At 54.3% G+C, this 16,202-nt stretch carries 17 protein-coding genes; 2 read left to right on the forward strand and 15 right to left on the reverse strand.

The features are described 5' to 3' along the window. Nucleotides 1-63 precede the first annotated feature (63 nt). Complete coding sequence (locus KI215_RS15010; protein WP_212773491.1) at nt 64-306, reverse strand: DUF1146 family protein; 243 nt, start codon at nt 304-306, stop codon at nt 64-66. Between the two features lie 157 nt (nt 307-463). On the opposite strand from KI215_RS15010, the gene KI215_RS15015 reads away from it, so the two are divergent. Beyond that, nucleotides 464-817, forward strand: coding sequence for a phage holin family protein (locus tag KI215_RS15015; protein ID WP_212773492.1), 354 nt, complete (start codon nt 464-466; stop codon nt 815-817). A gap of 122 nt (nt 818-939) precedes the next feature. Here KI215_RS15015 and KI215_RS15020 read toward each other — a convergent pair whose 3' ends face one another. The 10 genes from KI215_RS15020 to KI215_RS15065 form a co-directional block, all read right to left on the reverse strand. Then, nucleotides 940-2,448 carry an NADH-quinone oxidoreductase subunit N gene (locus KI215_RS15020; RefSeq protein ID WP_212773493.1) on the reverse strand — a complete coding sequence of 503 codons (1,509 nt, stop codon included), beginning with the start codon at nt 2,446-2,448 and terminating at the stop codon, nt 940-942. Nucleotides 2,449-2,454: 6 nt separating this feature from the next. Beyond that, nucleotides 2,455-3,975: a complex I subunit 4 family protein gene (locus tag KI215_RS15025; RefSeq protein WP_246512138.1), complete on the reverse strand. Its 1,521-nt coding sequence runs from the start codon at nt 3,973-3,975 to the stop codon at nt 2,455-2,457. Further along, nucleotides 3,972-5,834 (reverse strand): NADH-quinone oxidoreductase subunit L, encoded by a 1,863-nt coding sequence (gene nuoL, locus KI215_RS15030; RefSeq protein ID WP_212773494.1) that lies wholly within the window; start codon nt 5,832-5,834, stop codon nt 3,972-3,974. Before nuoL ends, KI215_RS15025 begins: the two co-directional genes overlap by 4 nt. Nucleotides 5,835-5,868: 34 nt before the next feature. Next, nucleotides 5,869-6,180: an NADH-quinone oxidoreductase subunit NuoK gene (gene nuoK / locus KI215_RS15035; protein ID WP_212775229.1), complete on the reverse strand. Its 312-nt coding sequence runs from the start codon at nt 6,178-6,180 to the stop codon at nt 5,869-5,871. After that, on the reverse strand, nt 6,174-6,671 hold the full coding sequence (locus KI215_RS15040) for an NADH-quinone oxidoreductase subunit J (protein ID WP_212775230.1): 498 nt from the start codon (nt 6,669-6,671) through the stop codon (nt 6,174-6,176). Before KI215_RS15040 ends, nuoK begins: the two co-directional genes overlap by 7 nt. Nucleotides 6,672-6,680: 9 nt before the next feature. Next, nucleotides 6,681-7,094: an NADH-quinone oxidoreductase subunit NuoI gene (nuoI, locus tag KI215_RS15045; RefSeq protein ID WP_212773495.1), complete on the reverse strand. Its 414-nt coding sequence runs from the start codon at nt 7,092-7,094 to the stop codon at nt 6,681-6,683. Nucleotides 7,095-7,116: 22 nt separating this feature from the next. Further along, on the reverse strand, nt 7,117-8,091 hold the full coding sequence (nuoH, locus tag KI215_RS15050; protein WP_212773496.1) for an NADH-quinone oxidoreductase subunit NuoH: 975 nt from the start codon (nt 8,089-8,091) through the stop codon (nt 7,117-7,119). A 143-nt stretch (nt 8,092-8,234) separates the two neighbouring features. Beyond that, complete coding sequence (locus KI215_RS15055; RefSeq protein WP_212773497.1) at nt 8,235-9,014, reverse strand: NADH-quinone oxidoreductase subunit C; 780 nt, start codon at nt 9,012-9,014, stop codon at nt 8,235-8,237. Further along, entirely contained in the window at nt 9,014-9,526 is a 513-nt protein-coding gene (locus tag KI215_RS15060) for a NuoB/complex I 20 kDa subunit family protein (RefSeq protein WP_212773498.1), read from the reverse strand. The genes KI215_RS15055 and KI215_RS15060 overlap by 1 nt, the downstream gene beginning before the upstream one ends. Beyond that, nucleotides 9,517-9,891 carry an NADH-quinone oxidoreductase subunit A gene (locus KI215_RS15065; protein ID WP_212773499.1) on the reverse strand — a complete coding sequence of 125 codons (375 nt, stop codon included), beginning with the start codon at nt 9,889-9,891 and terminating at the stop codon, nt 9,517-9,519. Before KI215_RS15065 ends, KI215_RS15060 begins: the two co-directional genes overlap by 10 nt. Nucleotides 9,892-10,486: 595 nt before the next feature. On the opposite strand from KI215_RS15065, the gene KI215_RS15070 reads away from it, so the two are divergent. After that, complete coding sequence (locus KI215_RS15070) at nt 10,487-11,584, forward strand: AbrB family transcriptional regulator (RefSeq protein WP_212773500.1); 1,098 nt, start codon at nt 10,487-10,489, stop codon at nt 11,582-11,584. Between the two features lie 236 nt (nt 11,585-11,820). Here the strand turns inward: KI215_RS15070 and KI215_RS15075 are convergent, their stop codons facing one another. The 4 genes from KI215_RS15075 to atpA form a co-directional block, all read right to left on the reverse strand. Continuing rightward, nucleotides 11,821-12,219 (reverse strand): F0F1 ATP synthase subunit epsilon, encoded by a 399-nt coding sequence (locus KI215_RS15075; protein WP_212773501.1) that lies wholly within the window; start codon nt 12,217-12,219, stop codon nt 11,821-11,823. A 24-nt stretch (nt 12,220-12,243) separates the two neighbouring features. Continuing rightward, entirely contained in the window at nt 12,244-13,653 is a 1,410-nt protein-coding gene (gene atpD / locus KI215_RS15080) for a F0F1 ATP synthase subunit beta (RefSeq protein WP_212773502.1), read from the reverse strand. A gap of 73 nt (nt 13,654-13,726) precedes the next feature. Then, complete coding sequence (atpG, locus tag KI215_RS15085) at nt 13,727-14,584, reverse strand: ATP synthase F1 subunit gamma (protein ID WP_212773503.1); 858 nt, start codon at nt 14,582-14,584, stop codon at nt 13,727-13,729. A gap of 88 nt (nt 14,585-14,672) precedes the next feature. Then, nucleotides 14,673-16,193 (reverse strand): F0F1 ATP synthase subunit alpha, encoded by a 1,521-nt coding sequence (gene atpA, locus KI215_RS15090; protein ID WP_212773504.1) that lies wholly within the window; start codon nt 16,191-16,193, stop codon nt 14,673-14,675. Between the last annotated feature and the right edge of the window lie 9 nt (nt 16,194-16,202).

Genomic DNA, 16,202 nt, shown 5'->3' on the forward strand with positions numbered 1-16,202 from the left:
AGAGAAAGAGGATATACGAGTGAGATCCTGGGTTGACGAAAAATAGACAAACTTTTCGGCCGATTAAAACATCTGACTGATCAGACGAGACCAACCCATATAGTCGATCAAAAAGGATGCCAGCCCGTGTCCCAGCACCACCGACAGCAGGATCATCAACGCATGAGCCTGCACTGATTTGGGTTGGCGCATAAAGACATCCAACCGGAGATTGGTCAGTGCCCACCAGCTGAAAGCGATGCTGACGAGCGAAAGGATGATGTTGACAAGAGCGGTCACGCCTAAGCTTGTCGCCCCATCCACCATGGTATGCACTCCTTTGGTGACAGGTTCACTCTATCATCGTACATCAAAATGGACGCAGAAGCAAAATGAATCCCTGAAAATCTCTTGACAGTCCGGAAATGATTGGATTAGCGGTTGGTTAGTCATAATAGAAAAATGAGATGACGGATTTTGAGGAGTGAACGACAATACATTGATTTCCTACTTTCTCTTCAAATGGGTGCTGTACGCCATCGTGATGGAGATCGCCAATCTCACCTTGAAACAAATGGAAATCGTCCATTGGGGGCACTTGATCGTTTCGGCGGGGGTGATCGCCGGTGTGACCGCATGGCTGGATCACGTCCTGATTCGCCACATGAGCCGGTTCTCATTGGCATTGATCGATCTGTTTGCCATCGCTTTATTGTTGTACGCAATCCAATTTTTGTTCATTTCGTTTTCCCTGGACACCCATTCCTCCTTGGCCGTCGGTCTGGTACTGGCCATTGCCGAATGGTTCTTTCACCGGTATGGGATCCGATGGCGCTGACGCTTGATAAAAGCGATCGGGAATCAGTAGTAACGACGAAAGCCGTTTACCGCCAGTGTTACCGATCGGCAAACGGCTCCTCTGCATCCATTCGATTTTGCTCAGCACCTGTCGTTACTCGATTAGGGCCCCGGAGGTGTCTGCGGAATCGACAGAACTTCCGCCCATTTCAGTTGTCCCAATGCGTGAAGAATCGCATTCGGGAACAACCCCAATCCGACTGTGCCGATCACACCGATTCCGATCACGATCGCCGTTCCGATGGGGATGGCCAGCGGATTCCCCTTCGGTGCCGGACGGAAGTACATCTGTCGGATAAATTCAAAGTAGTAGAAATAGGAAACAACCGTGGTTACCACCATCACTGCAGCAATCCAAAAGTGCTGGGTTGCGATGGCGTTGATCAGGAGGTAGAATTTGCCAAAAAATCCTGCCGTGACTGGAATGCCCGCCAGCGAAAGCACCAACAAGGTCATAGCAAGCGCCACCAGCGGTGATCTTCTATATAGGCCGGCAAAGGCGCTCAGTTCACCGTGTTCGGAATCGCGCTCCACCACCATGATCACCGCAAACACACTGACTGTTATCAGTGAATAGGCGAGCAGATAAAACAGGGTGCTTTCAAAAAGCGCCATCCCCAGTGACGCGAGCGGCACCAGCACATATCCAGCCTGGGCGATACCAGAATACGCCATCAGACGTTTGACATTGGTCTGACGCAATGCGACGGCATTGCCGACGATCATGGATGCACCCGCGATCACCAGCAACAGCGGCGTAATGATCTCCTCCCACACGCGAAGCTGGATCAACTGCAGATAGACCACCAACACAACCCGGGTTACCAAAGCAAAGGCTGCCGTTTTGGACACGGCCGCCAAAAATGCGGTAACTGATGTCGGGGAACCCTGATACACATCGGGCGCCCACATGTGAAACGGTGCAGCGGCGATTTTAAACCCGAATCCCAACATCATCAAAAACAACGACAGCAACACGAACGGTGCGTAACCGGTTTGGTACGCCTCCACGATCCGCTGCTGGACCACAAACAGATTGGTGCTACCCGTCAGGCCGTACACGAATGACATCCCGTACAGGATGAACGCGGATGAGACACCGCCCAGGACAACGTATTTCCAGGCGGCTTCATTGGAGTCCGTCCGCTGTTTTCGGATTCCCGCAAGGATGTAGGAAGAGATGCTCAACAGCTCCAACCCGACAAACAGCGTGACCAAATCGGCCGAGGATGTCATCACTGAGCCACCCAACACAGCCGTGAGCAGCAGGAAGTAATATTCTCCCCGCGCTCCGATCCCTTCCCGATTTTCTCCGGACAGGGACAACACCAGAATCAGAGCCGACCCGCCCAACAACACCAGTTTGAACGATTGGGCCACCGGGTCCGTCCGATATGATCCTTGAAGAAGATCCACCGTCGCTCCTCCGAAGTGAACGACCACGTACATCCCCGCCCCGACGACGGCCAACAGGGCAACCCACCCCAGCCAATCGCGGGAAGTCTCATCCGGTAACAACAGCTCCAGCACGATCAGCAGGGCGGCAGCGGTGACGAGGATCAATTCGGGTGTCATCGCCGACCAGTCGATGTGTGCCAAGGCTTTTTCCATATCCGCTCACCCTCCGATCCTGGTGACAATCATTTGCAGGGTGGCTTGCATCGGCTCACCCAACATCTGCGGATAGACACCGATCGCGATAATCAGGCCGAGCAACACCAACATCGGCACGGTTTCCACCGCCTTTGTGTCAGTCAGCCGCTCCCATCGATCCAGGAAAGGTCCGAACGTGGCAGCCATGACCGCCCGCAACGTATAGGCTGCCGCCAAGATCAAACCCAATGCGCCGAACCCCGCAATGACCGGGTATTGTTTGAACATACCGAGAAACGCCAAAAATTCGCTGACAAAACCGGACATACCGGGCAATCCTAACAACGCCAGTCCTCCGGCCAACAACACACCGGAGAGAACCGGCATCGCCTTGGCCAATCCGCTCATTTCATCGATCATCGTTGTTCCCGTCCGTTCATAGAGCGCAGCGACGATCAAAAACATCAGCGCGGAGATGAAACCGTGAGATACCGCTTGAAACACGGCTCCCTGCAATCCGGAAAAATTAAGTGCAGCGATTCCGAACAGGATGATCCCCATGTGACTGACACTGGAATAGGCCAACACGCGCTTCAAATCGCGCTGAACAAATGCCAGCGCTGCTCCGTAGAGGATGTTGACCAACCCCAGCACCGCCAAAAACGTCGCCATTTGATGCACCAAGGGAGGAAACAGATCCACGCCGAAGCGGATCAACCCGTACGCACCCATTTTCAATAAAACACCGGAGTGAATCATGACCACTGCCGGGGGCGCTTCCACGTGGACACGCAACATCCAGGTGTGAAACGGGAACGCGGGCAGCTTGATGCCGAATGCAATCAAAATGCAGAGGAAAATTCCCCATATCACCTGTTTGACCGGCCCCTGCATCCATTCGGGGTGAGTGAACAACTGCGAGGTTCGCACCAGCAACTGATCCAGATTCAACGTGCCAAACACGAACAAGAGGCCGATAAACGCGAGCAGCATCAATGCCGAACCCAAACCGTTATACAGCAGGAACTGATTGGCGGCGCGTTCTTTTTCCATGTACCCCCAGATACCCACCAGGAAAAAGGTAGCCACCAGCGTCACTTCAAAGAAGAGGAAAAACAGGAACAGATCGCGGGCGAGAAAGACACCGAGCATCCCGATTTCCAACAGAAGAAACAACAGGAAATAACTTTTCAGCCGTTCCTTGATATACATCGATCCGACCGCAGCCAGCGCCACGATAATCGTCGTCATCACAACAAGCGGTATGGACAAACCGTCCGCACCCATCGCGTAGGATAGCGTCCATCCCGAACTTTGCGGAAGTGGGATGTGAATCCACGACACGTTTTGTGCAAATTGTACACCCCGGGCTTGGGGGTCGAACTGTGCGAACATCATGAGGGCCAGTATGCACGGAGGCAAGGTTCCCGCCATCCCGACCCATTTGAGCCACCGGTTCTGTTGCCGGGGAATGAATAACAAAACCAGCATTCCCAAAAGTGGTGAAAACGTCACCCATGTAGGAAGCCCATTCCACACCGTCATCCGAACAACCTCCCCGCCGTCAAGCCTACCAACAGGAGCACCAGCCCGATCAGACTGATCAAAGCATAGGCCTGCACTTGACCGTTTTGCAACCGGGAGCCGACCCAGGCGATCAGTCGCGTCACACCGACCGCCAGCCCCACCAAACCTTCAACGAACCACCGGTCAAAACCGCGAAACGGACGGCCGGTGTTCCGCAACCCGTCCACAAATGTTGCCCGGTAGATCTCATCAACGTAATATTTTCGGTACAACAACTGATATAGCAACGGCATTCGATCCCGCCACACAGTGGGAGACCATGCCCGCCGCCCGTACATCATCCAGGCTCCTCCCAAACCGGCCAACGAGACCAGTGTGGCGGAGAGAGAGATCCAAAGCGGCGTACCGACTACCGTCTCACGAATACCCGTTCCCTCCGTCAACCAATGTCCCAGCATCGGACTCGGCGCGTTGAGGAATCCGCTGACCACGGACAATACCGCCAATACCGCCATCGGCAGCGTCATGACGGCGGGAACCGAACCGATCTCCCCTTTCCCGCGGTACTCACCAATAAACACCTGGAAAAACAGGCGGAACACGTAAAACGCGGTGAACAGCGCCGCGATCAGACCGACGAGAAACACCCCTGTCCGGCCGTCCGCATATGCCGCCGCCAGGATCTCATCTTTGGAGAAAAAACCGGCAAACGGCGGGATGCCGGATATGGCCAGACAACCGATGAGGAACATCCATCCCACGGCTTTGTTTTTCCGCCACAAACCGCCCATCCGGCGAATATCCTGCTCGTGATGCAATGCGATGATCACCGCACCCGCACCAAGGAACAGCAACGCTTTGAAAAAGGCGTGCGTCATCAAGTGAAACACACCCGCCGCATATCCGGCCGAACCCAGCGCCAGCATCATATACCCCAGCTGACTCACCGTGGAATAGGCCAGCACGCGTTTGATATCATGCTGAACCAACCCGATCGATGCGGCGAAGATCGCCGTGAACGCACCCACGTAAGCCACTACGTCCATCGCCGTCTCGGAAGCCTCAAACAACGGAAACAACCGCGCGACCAAGTATACGCCCGCGGCCACCATTGTGGCGGCGTGGATCAGGGCACTGACCGGCGTCGGGCCTTCCATGGCGTCGGGTAACCATGTATGTAACGGAAACTGACCCGATTTGCCGACGGCGCCGATAAAAATGAGAACAGCAATCCACGTCAACAGCGTTGGCGTGATTTTACCTGCTTCAACCGCACTCAGTACAGAAGCGATGTCCAGACTGCCCACCTGCCAAAACAATAGCGCGATGGCGATGAACAGGCCCACATCCCCGACGCGCGTGACGATGAATGCCTTCTTCGCCGCCGCCTTGGCTTTCGGCTTGTAGTACCAGAAACCGACCAACAGGAAAGAACACACCCCGACCAGTTCCCAGAAAATATACAGCTGAAGCAGATTGGGCGAGATCACCAGCCCCAGCATGGAGAACGTGAACAATGTCAAATAGGCGTAAAACACGGAAAAACGGGGATCACCCTTCATATATCCCCGGGCGTATACGTGAACCAGGAAACTGACCAAGCTGACGATGAACAGCATCAACGCGTTCAGATGGTTCACGTCCGTCCCGAACGAGAAAACGGACTGCCCCACCTTCAACCATGGAAAGACTTGCACCGCACCGGGTGTTCCGCCTATGCTTTGTACCAGCACCGCCGTCGCGGTGAGAAACGATGCCAATGTGGCCGTGATCCCGATTATGGCAGCCGCATTTTCGCTCCATCGACGCCGGCCGGCGATCAACAGCAGAAACGCGATCAACGGGAACAACGGGATGATCCAAACATATGCGATCATGGAGCATCCATCCTTTTCTCAGATCGTTTTACGATTACCCCTTCATCGAATTGATCTTGTCGGCCTCAGTCGTTGCTTTGTTCCGATAGAACGCGATCAGGATCGCGATCCCCACCGCAGCCTCCGCCGCCGCCACCGTGATCGTGAACAGCGAAAAGATGTGACCAGTCAGGTTGGCATACAATCCATACTTGGAGAAAGCGACCAAATTGACGTTGACCGCGTTCAGCATCAATTCGATGGAAAAAAGAACCATCACCGCATTCCGCTTCGTCAGTACCCCGTACAAACCAATGCTGAAAAGAATGGCGGACAGTGCCAGATACGAAGTAACCGGCATCAGGATTCCTCCTTCCGGGCCAGAACAACTGCCCCCACCAGTGCTGCCAATAGCAGCACCGACACCAGCTCAAACGGAATCACCTGTTGTTGAAACAGCACATGACCGATCCGTTCCACCGTATAACCGGACGTATCCGCTGTTTTGGCCGGAAGGGGCGTCCGGTAGATCACCCACATCACGATGCCGAAAAACGCCGCCACCCCTACAAAGGAGAGCCCCTGTCGAAATCCGAACGGTTCTGCTTCCTCATCATTTTGATGACGGGTCAGCATGATCATGAACAGCATCAGGATGGTAATCGCCCCGGCATAAATCAACACCTGTACAACCGCCAGAAACTCCGCGTTCAACAGAAGATACAACCCGGCAATGCTGAAAAACGTGAACGCCAGGGCCAACGCCATGTGAACCACCTTCGTCAGGTTGATCATGAACACGGCACCGCCGATCGCCATGACGGACAAGATGAAAAACGCGACAAACTCTCCGTTCAGCTGCGCCAATTACGACCCTCCCCGGATGTTCTGATCGTTTTCATGGAGCCACTCCAGATTTTTGAACAGTTCGTCCCGGCTGTAGGTCGCCAGCTCATAGTTGGTGGTCATCACAATCGCTTCGGTAGGACATACCTCTGTACACAAATCGCACAAAATGCAGATCTCGAAATTGATGTCGTAAGTGTCGATGATTTTTCCCTTTTTGTTGGGGTCGGGATGTTTTTTACCCGTCAGGGTGATGCAATCGGTCGGGCAGATGCGTGCGCACTGGTTGCACACGATGCACTTCTCCGGGTCAAAATGCTGGATGCCCCGGAATCGCTCCGGCATCTTCAGCGGTTGATCCGGATATTGATAGGTCACCTTTTTCTTGGTCATGGATTTCAGTGTGATGCCCAAACCTTTTACCATCCCAAGCATGGGAATCCCTCCCGAGATCACGTCAATAAAACCGGCCGATCAACGGCACTTCCCTAAGCAGAGCGGACAGGAAAATGTTGAGGAGCGCCAAGGGAAGGAGCACCTTCCATCCCAACTGCATCAACTGATCCATCCGCACCCGGGGAAGGGTCGCCCTTAGCCAAAACAGGAAAAAGACAACAGCGGCAAATTTGATGACGAACCAGACAATCGGCGGGATGAACGTCAGACCGAAAACGGGGTTCCATCCGCCCAGGAACAGAATCGTCGTCAAAGCAGACATTGCGAATACATACACATATTCGGCCAACATGAAAAAAGCGAAACGAAATCCGCTGTATTCCACATGATAACCAGCCACTAGTTCCGACTCAGCTTCCGGCAAGTCGAATGGCGTACGGTTCAGTTCTGATACGGAAGCGATGAGAAAGACCAGAAAGCCCAAAAATTGCGGCACAATAAACCACATATCCGCTTGTGCAGCGACGATTTTTTTCAGGTTTAATGATCCTGCGGCCATGATCACGCCGACCACCGACATGACCAAGGGGATTTCGTAACTGATCATCTGGGCTGCCGAGCGCATACCACCCAACAGAGCATATTTGTTATTGGACGCCCAACCCCCGACCATGATGGCGATCGTGGTGATGCTGGAAACTGCCATATAGTACAGTAGTCCCACGGCGATGTCGGAAAAAACCAATGACGGCGTAAACGGAAGTACCGCTACGACAGCAAACGCCGGCATGAAAGCAAGAATCGGGGCCGCCTTGAACAACGTGCGATCCGCCTTGTCCGGAATGGTGTCCTCCTTGAACAACATTTTCAGTACATCGGCGACCGTTTGCAGGATTCCCCACGGCCCGACGCGGTTGGGACCGACACGACTCTGCATCCACCCGATCACTTTGCGTTCAAACAATACGGCCATCGTGACGAACCCCAGCAGGATGAACAGCATGACAATGGCCCCGATGATTTTCCCTATCTCCATCCGCCTCTCCACCTCCTGGAATCGGGCCAAACTTCTTCGGGAAACAGCCACCCTTCTCCAGACAATTTGCCAGTCGGAATATCCCGGAACCCCTCGAGCGGATTCCTCTTTACCCAAGTATGCCGTTCCTGTCGGTCTCCCAATCAAATCTCCGGATCGAGCGGTTCATAATCTTTCCGAAGAGGATGGCCCTCCCAGTGTTCGGGCAGGAAGATGCGCTTCAAATTGGGATGTCCGTCGAAACGGATTCCCAACAAATCGTACACCTCTCGTTCATTCCAATCTGCCCCGAGCCACACGGAAGTCACCGAATCGACCCGCGCCTCGTCACGTTCCGTTTTCACCCGGACACAGAGGGAATGACGGTGCCGGAACGAGTAGAGGTGATACACCACTTCCATATGGGTCTCATAATCCACGCCTGATAGATTTTGCAGGTAATCAAATGCGAGTGAATCGTCCTCTTTTAACAGACGGGCCACCTCAAGCCATTTCTCCTTTGGAACCACGATCGTGGGCAAATGATGATTGGGCCGATTGATCGTGGCTTCTTCCACCGCGTCATCCCCAACCTGTTTCCGGATGGCGGTGACGAAAGCATCCAATACGGGTTGTTTGGGTGACGGTTCCAAAGGTTTCTCCTTCGCTTCCGCTTTCCGGGCCGCCGGATTCCGCCCCGCCCCCGCCGGTTTGGCTCTGGCCGCGGCCGCCGCTTTCGCCCGGGCAGCAGCTGCGGCTTTCCGCTTGGCATCCGCATCAACGGCATTTGCTGTTGTATCCTTCACTTGATCGTTTGCCGCGGTTTCGACATTCGATTCCGTTCGGGGTTTCTTCGGGGATTCCCGATCGGCTTCACTGCCTTTTTGGTCATCAGGGTCACTGGCAGAGGTTTGGGGGTTGTTGTCTCGTTCTTCCTTTTCCATCAGGTGACCCTCCTCCCGGTCTTCGCTTCATATCTGATTTTTTCCTGAAGTTTGTTGATCCCATAGATCAATGCCGCGGGATTGGGCGGGCAACCAGGAATGTAAACGTCGACCGGGACGATCTGGTCAACGCCTTTCACCACCGAATAGGACTTCACATACGGGCCCCCGGCCGTGGCACAGGAACCCATGGCGATCACCCATTTGGGTTCCGGCATCTGATCGTACAATCGGCGAAGCAAAGGCCCCATCTTTTTGGTGACGGTGCCGGCCACGATCATCACATCGGACTGACGTGGAGAAGCTCGGAACATCACGCCGAAGCGGTCCAAATCATAATGGGGGCCGCCTGTCCCCATCATCTCGATGGCGCAACAGGCCAAGCCGAAGGTCAACGGCCAAAGTGAGTTGCTGCGTGCCCACCCTTTAATCTGCTCCAGTGTGGTGGTCAACACATTGCGCTCCAGTTCCTTTTCTTCTTCCGGCAACAATCCTTCCAGATTTATTTCCATTCCAACACCTTCTTTTTCCAGGCGTAGAGTAATCCGACCAACAACAACAGCACAAACACGAGCATTTCCACCAGCGTGAACAATCCGACGCCGGATCGAAGCTCGTGATACACCGTCGCCCAGGGGTAGAGATAAATCGTCTCTACATCAAAGATGACGAACAACAGAGCAAACAGGTAATATCGGACGTTAAACTGAATCCAACTGTCTCCCACCGGATCAGCCCCGCTTTCATAACTGATCCCTTTGGCAGGAGTAGGTTTCTGGGGTCGCAGGAGGCTTCCCGCTGTAAACGCGACCAGCGGCAGGCCCAACCCGAGCAGAAAGAATATGGCAAGCATGACGTAGTTGGCGGAATAGCCCATGTCCAGGATTACCCTCCAAAGTGGTCTGATTTTTCATCGCGAGCAATGGAGTTGCATGAGACTACAGTCCGTGATAGCATCTTCTCACCGAAATGGACGCCGGCAGAGAGTTCCAATAACATTTTTATGCTAAACCGATCGTCATGGTTGATGAAAATCCTGTTTCTCCCCATCCCTTCCGATGTAAGCGCTTCATATCACGTAAGCGCTGAATAAAGTAGATTCCCACTATTTTTCACCCTCATTATAGCAGAATGATTCTAAAGTGTCTAACATCAACTGGTTTTTACTGGATATTTAAATTTTATTTTTTTTTATAATACATCGAGATTTAGGTTGTCCATTCATCTTTCCTTCCATCCCTGTTGGTGTTACTTCAAATAGAATGCAATGGATAGATCCGTCGATTTTGATTATCCTGTATGATATCATGATGTCATGAAGTATTTGCCATCGTCACCCGGATTTCGAATGACAGGACATGCATCAAAATTTTCCACATCCGATGCGTTTTCTCCATCTATTCACCATCGAGGGGCAAAAGAGTGTCCTGCCTGCAGCGATAATCACCCTTAGATCAAGAAAGGGGGATTCTGTGCGCCAATTTTTTACCATGGAAAACGGGCGGCATGCGGGACTGGTCATTATCGGTGGGATCGGTGGGTGGCTGGTGGCATTGACCGATCTTTCCGCCGGGTGGATGGTAGGGGCATTGATGGCTTCCGCTATGATGATGTTTTGGAAGCCACACTGGTTTCATACGAACCAGCGAGAAATCCCGACGTTTTGGCAAAATGCGGGGCAATTGCTGTTGGCGATTGAGTTGGGAAGACAGGTGAATTGCTCGATTTGGCTGACCTTGTTTGAAAACAGCCCGATTATCATCATTGTATTGATCGTTTCCTTCGGAGTTTCGCTATGCTGCGGATTGGCTTTGTGGCGATACAGCCGCACAGATCTGCTGACAGGACTGTTTGCCTCCACCCCCGGTGGGATGTCAGCCATGCCGGGCCTGGCAGAAGAGATGGGAGCCAATCCGATCGTGGTAAGCATGGTACAGCTGATTCGCCTCTCTCTCGTGGTCAGCATCGTCCCGCTCTTGGCATTCACCTGCGTTGGTCACCCTTCCGGTTATGCCGGATCTGTCCGGACAGACACTGGATCATTTTGGGTGACGATTGTATTGGCCGGTGCTGCTTGGATCGCGGCTATCGCCGGAAAACGGCTGAAATTCCCGGCTCCCTTGCTGACAGGCGGCATGCTGGGAACAGCACTGGCTCAAACTACTCTCTCCGTCTGGTTCGGGCGCGATCTGCATCTCTGGTGGACAGATGCGCTTTTCTGCGCGGCCCAAGTGTTGATCGGTACCAGCATTGGCACCAAGGTGAACAGACAACAGTTAAAGGAAGTCAAGTCTGCGGCTCTGGTGGGCAGCGTCACGTCCTTCATCATGCTGTTGGTCATGGTGATTTGCGCGTTCATCATTTCGAAGTGGACGAATATTCCGCTGACCACTTCCTTGTTTGCCATGGCACCGGGTGGAATTGCCGAAATGGCGGTCACTTCGATCACCTTCCATGCGGATGCCACATTCGTCGTCGCTGTACAGGTGCTGTGTGTTCTCGCGGTGATCATCATGCTGCCGCCGGTGTTGCGATGGTTACATCGGATCACTTTCAACTCGCACGCTTAAAACAAAGCCGCATAACTGATTGAGCGACAAAGTCCGCTGCGTTCGATTTCCCGTCCCCAACTCCGAACTCGACACCATGAATGGATGTGGGTTACCTTCAGATTTAAACGAAAAGCGCATGGCGACCCAAGGTAGTCCCTCTTGTGCTTGTCGTGTAGAATAAGTTACTAGCATACTCCACACAAAAAAACTGCCGGCGTAAGACCGGCAGTTTTTTAGCGATCTTTATTCCCTGTCTATTTCCGGGCCACGTTGAGGCGGTTTTCGGCGCGGCGCAACGCGTATTCCGCGCGCGCACGGTCGATGTCGGGTGAACCTTCGGCCAAACGGCGCTCCGCCCGTTCTTTGGCCGCTTTCGCCCGCTCGACGTCAATTTCTTCGGCCAACTCCGCCGCCTCAGCCAGCACGGTCACCTTTTCCGGACGCACTTCCAAGAAGCCGCGGCTGACAGCCACTTGGCGTTCGTTACCATCTTTTTTGATGCGTACGACAGTGACGTCCAAAGGGCTCACAAAGGGAGCGTGCTTGGGCAAAATCCCGATGTCCCCTTCAGCGGCCCGGGTGATCACCATCTCCACCTCGTCGGAAAAGACTTTCCGCTCGGGGGTGACGATGTCCAATTGGATGGTACTCATGGACACCCGCTCCTTTTACGCATCTTAGGCGAGTTGTTTCGCCTTTTCCACGGCTTCGTCGATCGTGCCCACCATATAGAAGGCGTCTTCCGGCAGGTCGTCGTGTTTGCCTTCCAGAATTTCTTTGAATCCGCGCACCGTTTCTTTGACCGGTACGTATTTACCCGGCATACCGGTGAACTGCTCGGCGACGTGGAACGGTTGCGACAGGAATTTCTCGATCCGACGCGCCCGGGCAACGATCAGTTTGTCGTCGTCGGACAACTCGTCCATACCCAGGATGGCGATGATGTCCTGCAATTCTTTGTAGCGTTGCAGAATTTGCTGCACGCCACGTGCCACTTCGTAGTGTTCGCGCCCCACCACAGCCGGGGTGAGAATCCGCGACGTGGATGCCAACGGGTCCACCGCCGGATAAATCCCTTTTTCGGCCAACTTCCGCTCCAAGTTGGTCGTCGCATCCAAGTGTGCAAACGTGGTGGCCGGAGCCGGGTCGGTGTAGTCGTCGGCCGGCACGTAGATCGCTTGGATCGAGGTGACCGAACCGTGTTTGGTCGAGGTGATCCGCTCTTGCAGCTGACCCATCTCGGTTGCCAGCGTCGGCTGATAACCCACGGCGGACGGCATCCGGCCGAGCAACGCGGACACTTCGGAACCGGCCTGTGTAAACCGGAAGATGTTGTCGATGAACAAGAGCACGTCCTGTCCTTCAGTATCACGGAAGTACTCCGCCATCGTCAGACCGGTCAACGCCACACGCAGACGGGCCCCCGGCGGTTCGTTCATCTGGCCGAATACCATGGCCGTTTTGCTGATAACGCCGGAGTCTTTCATTTCATGGTACAGGTCGTTCCCTTCGCGGGTCCGCTCACCCACGCCGGCAAACACGGACAAACCGCCGTGCTCCTGCGCGACGTTGTGAATCAGCTCTTGGATCAAAACGGTTTTCCCTACGCCGGCACCACCGAAGAGACCGATCTTACCACCTTTGGCGTACGGGGCCAAGAGGTCCACGACCTTGATCCCGGTTTCCAGCATTTCTTCTTGGGTGGATTGTTCTTCAAAACTCGGGGCCGGACGGTGAATCGGATGACGCTCTTCCGCTTTCACTTCACCCGCCTCGTCAATCGGCTCACCCAATACATTGAACACACGGCCCAAGGTGGCTTTGCCCACCGGCACCGAGATCGGTGCACCGGTGTCCACCGCTTTCATGCCCCGTACCAAACCGTCGGTGGAGGACATGGCCACGCAACGAACGATGTTGTCACCCAGGTGAACGGCAGCTTCCACCACCAGGTTGATGTCCCGTTCGCCGCTGGACTCCGCTTTGTGTTCGATTTTGATTGCGTTATAAATCTCAGGCAGATGGCCCCGTTCAAACTGGATATCCACAACGGGACCCATCACCTGTACGACGCGTCCAGTGCTCATCAGTTTCCCTCCTCAGCTTCAGATGGGATACACACATTCCGTACTATATCAAACTGCGTAGGTGCAGGGTTGATCAGGACAATGCGTTAGCTCCGGCGACGATTTCGGCGATTTCCTGCGTGATCGCGGCTTGACGTGCCCGGTTGTACTGCAAGGTCAAAGTGGCGATCATCTCGGTCGCGTTGTCGGTCGCATTTCCCATCGCGGTCATCCGAGCACCGTGTTCACTCGCTTTGGACTCCAACAGTGCGCTGAAAATGAGTGTCTCGGCATAGCGCGGCAGCAGTTCCGCCAGCACTTCTTCTTCATCCGGTTCATATTCATAAAGGGTCCGGGCTTGACCTTCCAAGCTGATGCTTTCCAACGGAAGCAGTTGTTTTTCCACCGGACGCTGGGTGACCGGGTTGATAAATTCGTTGTAGAGCAGGACCAGCTTGTCGTATTTCTCCTCCGCATAAAACTGCACCGCTTGGCAGGCGATCTGCTTGATGTCCGCGAAGGTGGGCGAATCGGGCAAGCCCACCACTTCTCCGATCACCGGATACTTCCGGCGTTTCAGGAAGTCACGCCCTTTGCGTCCGATTACGAAAATCACATACTCATCCGGGCTTTGATGCCGTTCGCTCACGATTTGCACCAATTTGCGGAGCAGGTTGCCGTTGAAACCGCCGGCCAGTCCACGATCCGATGTAATGATCAAATAGCCGGTTTTTTTCACTTCCCGGGCGATGAGCATCGGGTGCTTCGCAGAGGTGCCGGCTGCGATGTTGGCGATCACTTCGCGCATTTTCTCCGCATACGGACGCGCCGCTTGAACCCGCTCCTGCGCACGGCGCAGTTTGGCTGCAGCCACCATCTCCATCGCTTTTGTGATCTGTCTGGTGTTTTGAACCGAGCGGATCCGGCGTTTGATTTCCCGTTTGTTTTTCACGCATCTTCACCGCCTTTCTGCCGACGGCGTCCCGGTTCCGCCCGTTATCCACGAGCGGACCGGACACCGGGAGAGTTTGGATCGCTGTTTATTTTTGTTCCGAAGTGACAAAGCCTTTTTTGAACGTTTCCAAGGCTTTTTTCAGGTTTTCTTCGATCTCTTTGGTCAGTTCCTTTTTCTCGCGGATGCCTTGCAGGATTTCTTTGCCTTCACTGTCCAGATAGGCATGGAATTCTTTTTCAAAGCGGCGAACGTCCGCCACCGGAATATCATCCAGGTATCCTTTGGTCACCGCGTAGATGGAGACGACTTGTTTCTCCACCGGCATCGGTTGGTGTTCATCCTGCTTGAGGATTTCCACCACGCGCTCACCGCGGGCGAGTCGGGCTTGGGTCGCTTTGTCCAGGTCGGATCCGAACTGGGCGAAAGCGGCCAACTCACGGTACTGCGACAGGTCCAGACGCAAGGTACCAGCCACTTTTTTCATTGCCTTGATCTGTGCGGAACCCCCTACGCGGGACACCGAGATCCCGGAGTTCACAGCCGGACGAATACCGGAGTAGAACAGGTCGGACTCCAGGAAAATCTGACCGTCGGTGATCGAGATCACGTTGGTCGGAATGTAGGCGGAAACGTCACCGGCCTGCGTTTCGATGAACGGCAACGCCGTCAGTGAACCGCCGCCTTTTTCATCGCTCAGCTTGGCAGCGCGCTCCAACAGGCGGGAGTGCAAGTAGAAGACATCACCCGGGTATGCTTCACGGCCCGGCGGACGACGGAGCAACAAGGACAGCTCCCGGTAGGCGGCCGCCTGCTTGGTCAGGTCGTCGTATACGACCAACACGTGTTTGCCTTTGTACATGAAGTACTCGCCCATCGCGCAACCCGCGTACGGAGCCAGGAACAACAGCGGTGCCGGATCCGAAGCCGTCGCGGAGACGACGATGGTGTAGTCCATCGCACCGAAACGACGCAGTTTTTCCACCACGCCGACCACGGTGGATTGTTTTTGACCAATGGCCACGTAGATACAAATGACGTCTTGGTCTTTTTGGTTGATGATCGTGTCGATCGCGATCGTCGTTTTCCCCGTTTGCCGGTCACCAATGATCAGCTCCCGCTGACCGCGACCGATCGGGACCATCGCGTCAATTGCTTTGATCCCCGTTTGAAGCGGTTCATGCACCGATTTCCGGTCGATGACGCCCGGAGCTTCCGATTCTACCGGACGGAATTCGGTCGTTTCGATCGGACCTTTTCCATCCAACGGTTGACCCAGCGGGTTGACCACACGGCCCAGCAGGGCTTCACCTACCGGCACTTCCATGATGCGGCCGGTCCGCTTCACTTGGTCACCTTCGCGGATGCCGGTATACGGTCCGAGGATAACCACCCCAACGTGGTCTTCTTCCAAGTTGAGCGCCATACCCATGACGCCGTTGGTGAACTCGAGCAACTCGCCCGCCATCACTTTTTGCAAGCCGTAGACGCGGGCGATCCCGTCGCCGACTTGAATGACGGTTCCGACATCGGCCACTTCGATTTCGGACCGGTATTGTTCGATCTGCTGCTTAATGAGCGAACTGATCTCTTCCGGTTTGATGCTCATAAACCGTTT

Source organism: Polycladomyces abyssicola (assembly GCF_018326425.1).
GTDB classification, from domain to species: Bacteria; Bacillota; Bacilli; order Thermoactinomycetales; family JIR-001; genus Polycladomyces; species Polycladomyces abyssicola.

Excerpts from the sequence above, each read along its gene's own strand:
- KI215_RS15010 (WP_212773491.1), bottom strand. The coding sequence starts at position 306 with ATGGTGGATGGGGCGACAAGCTTAGGCGTGACCGCTCTTGTCAACATC.
- KI215_RS15020 (WP_212773493.1), bottom strand. The coding sequence starts at position 2,448 with ATGGAAAAAGCCTTGGCACACATCGACTGGTCGGCGATGACACCCGAA.
- KI215_RS15025 (WP_246512138.1), bottom strand. The coding sequence starts at position 3,975 with ATGACGGTGTGGAATGGGCTTCCTACATGGGTGACGTTTTCACCACTT.
- nuoL (WP_212773494.1), bottom strand. The coding sequence starts at position 5,834 with ATGATCGCATATGTTTGGATCATCCCGTTGTTCCCGTTGATCGCGTTT.
- nuoI (WP_212773495.1), bottom strand. The coding sequence starts at position 7,094 with ATGCTTGGGATGGTAAAAGGTTTGGGCATCACACTGAAATCCATGACC.
- nuoH (WP_212773496.1), bottom strand. The coding sequence starts at position 8,091 with ATGGAGATAGGGAAAATCATCGGGGCCATTGTCATGCTGTTCATCCTG.
- KI215_RS15055 (WP_212773497.1), bottom strand. The coding sequence starts at position 9,014 with ATGGAAAAGGAAGAACGAGACAACAACCCCCAAACCTCTGCCAGTGAC.
- KI215_RS15060 (WP_212773498.1), bottom strand. The coding sequence starts at position 9,526 with ATGGAAATAAATCTGGAAGGATTGTTGCCGGAAGAAGAAAAGGAACTG.
- KI215_RS15065 (WP_212773499.1), bottom strand. The coding sequence starts at position 9,891 with ATGGGCTATTCCGCCAACTACGTCATGCTTGCCATATTCTTTCTGCTC.
- KI215_RS15075 (WP_212773501.1), bottom strand. The coding sequence starts at position 12,219 with ATGAGTACCATCCAATTGGACATCGTCACCCCCGAGCGGAAAGTCTTT.
- atpD (WP_212773502.1), bottom strand. The coding sequence starts at position 13,653 with ATGAGCACTGGACGCGTCGTACAGGTGATGGGTCCCGTTGTGGATATC.
- atpA (WP_212773504.1), bottom strand. The coding sequence starts at position 16,193 with ATGAGCATCAAACCGGAAGAGATCAGTTCGCTCATTAAGCAGCAGATC.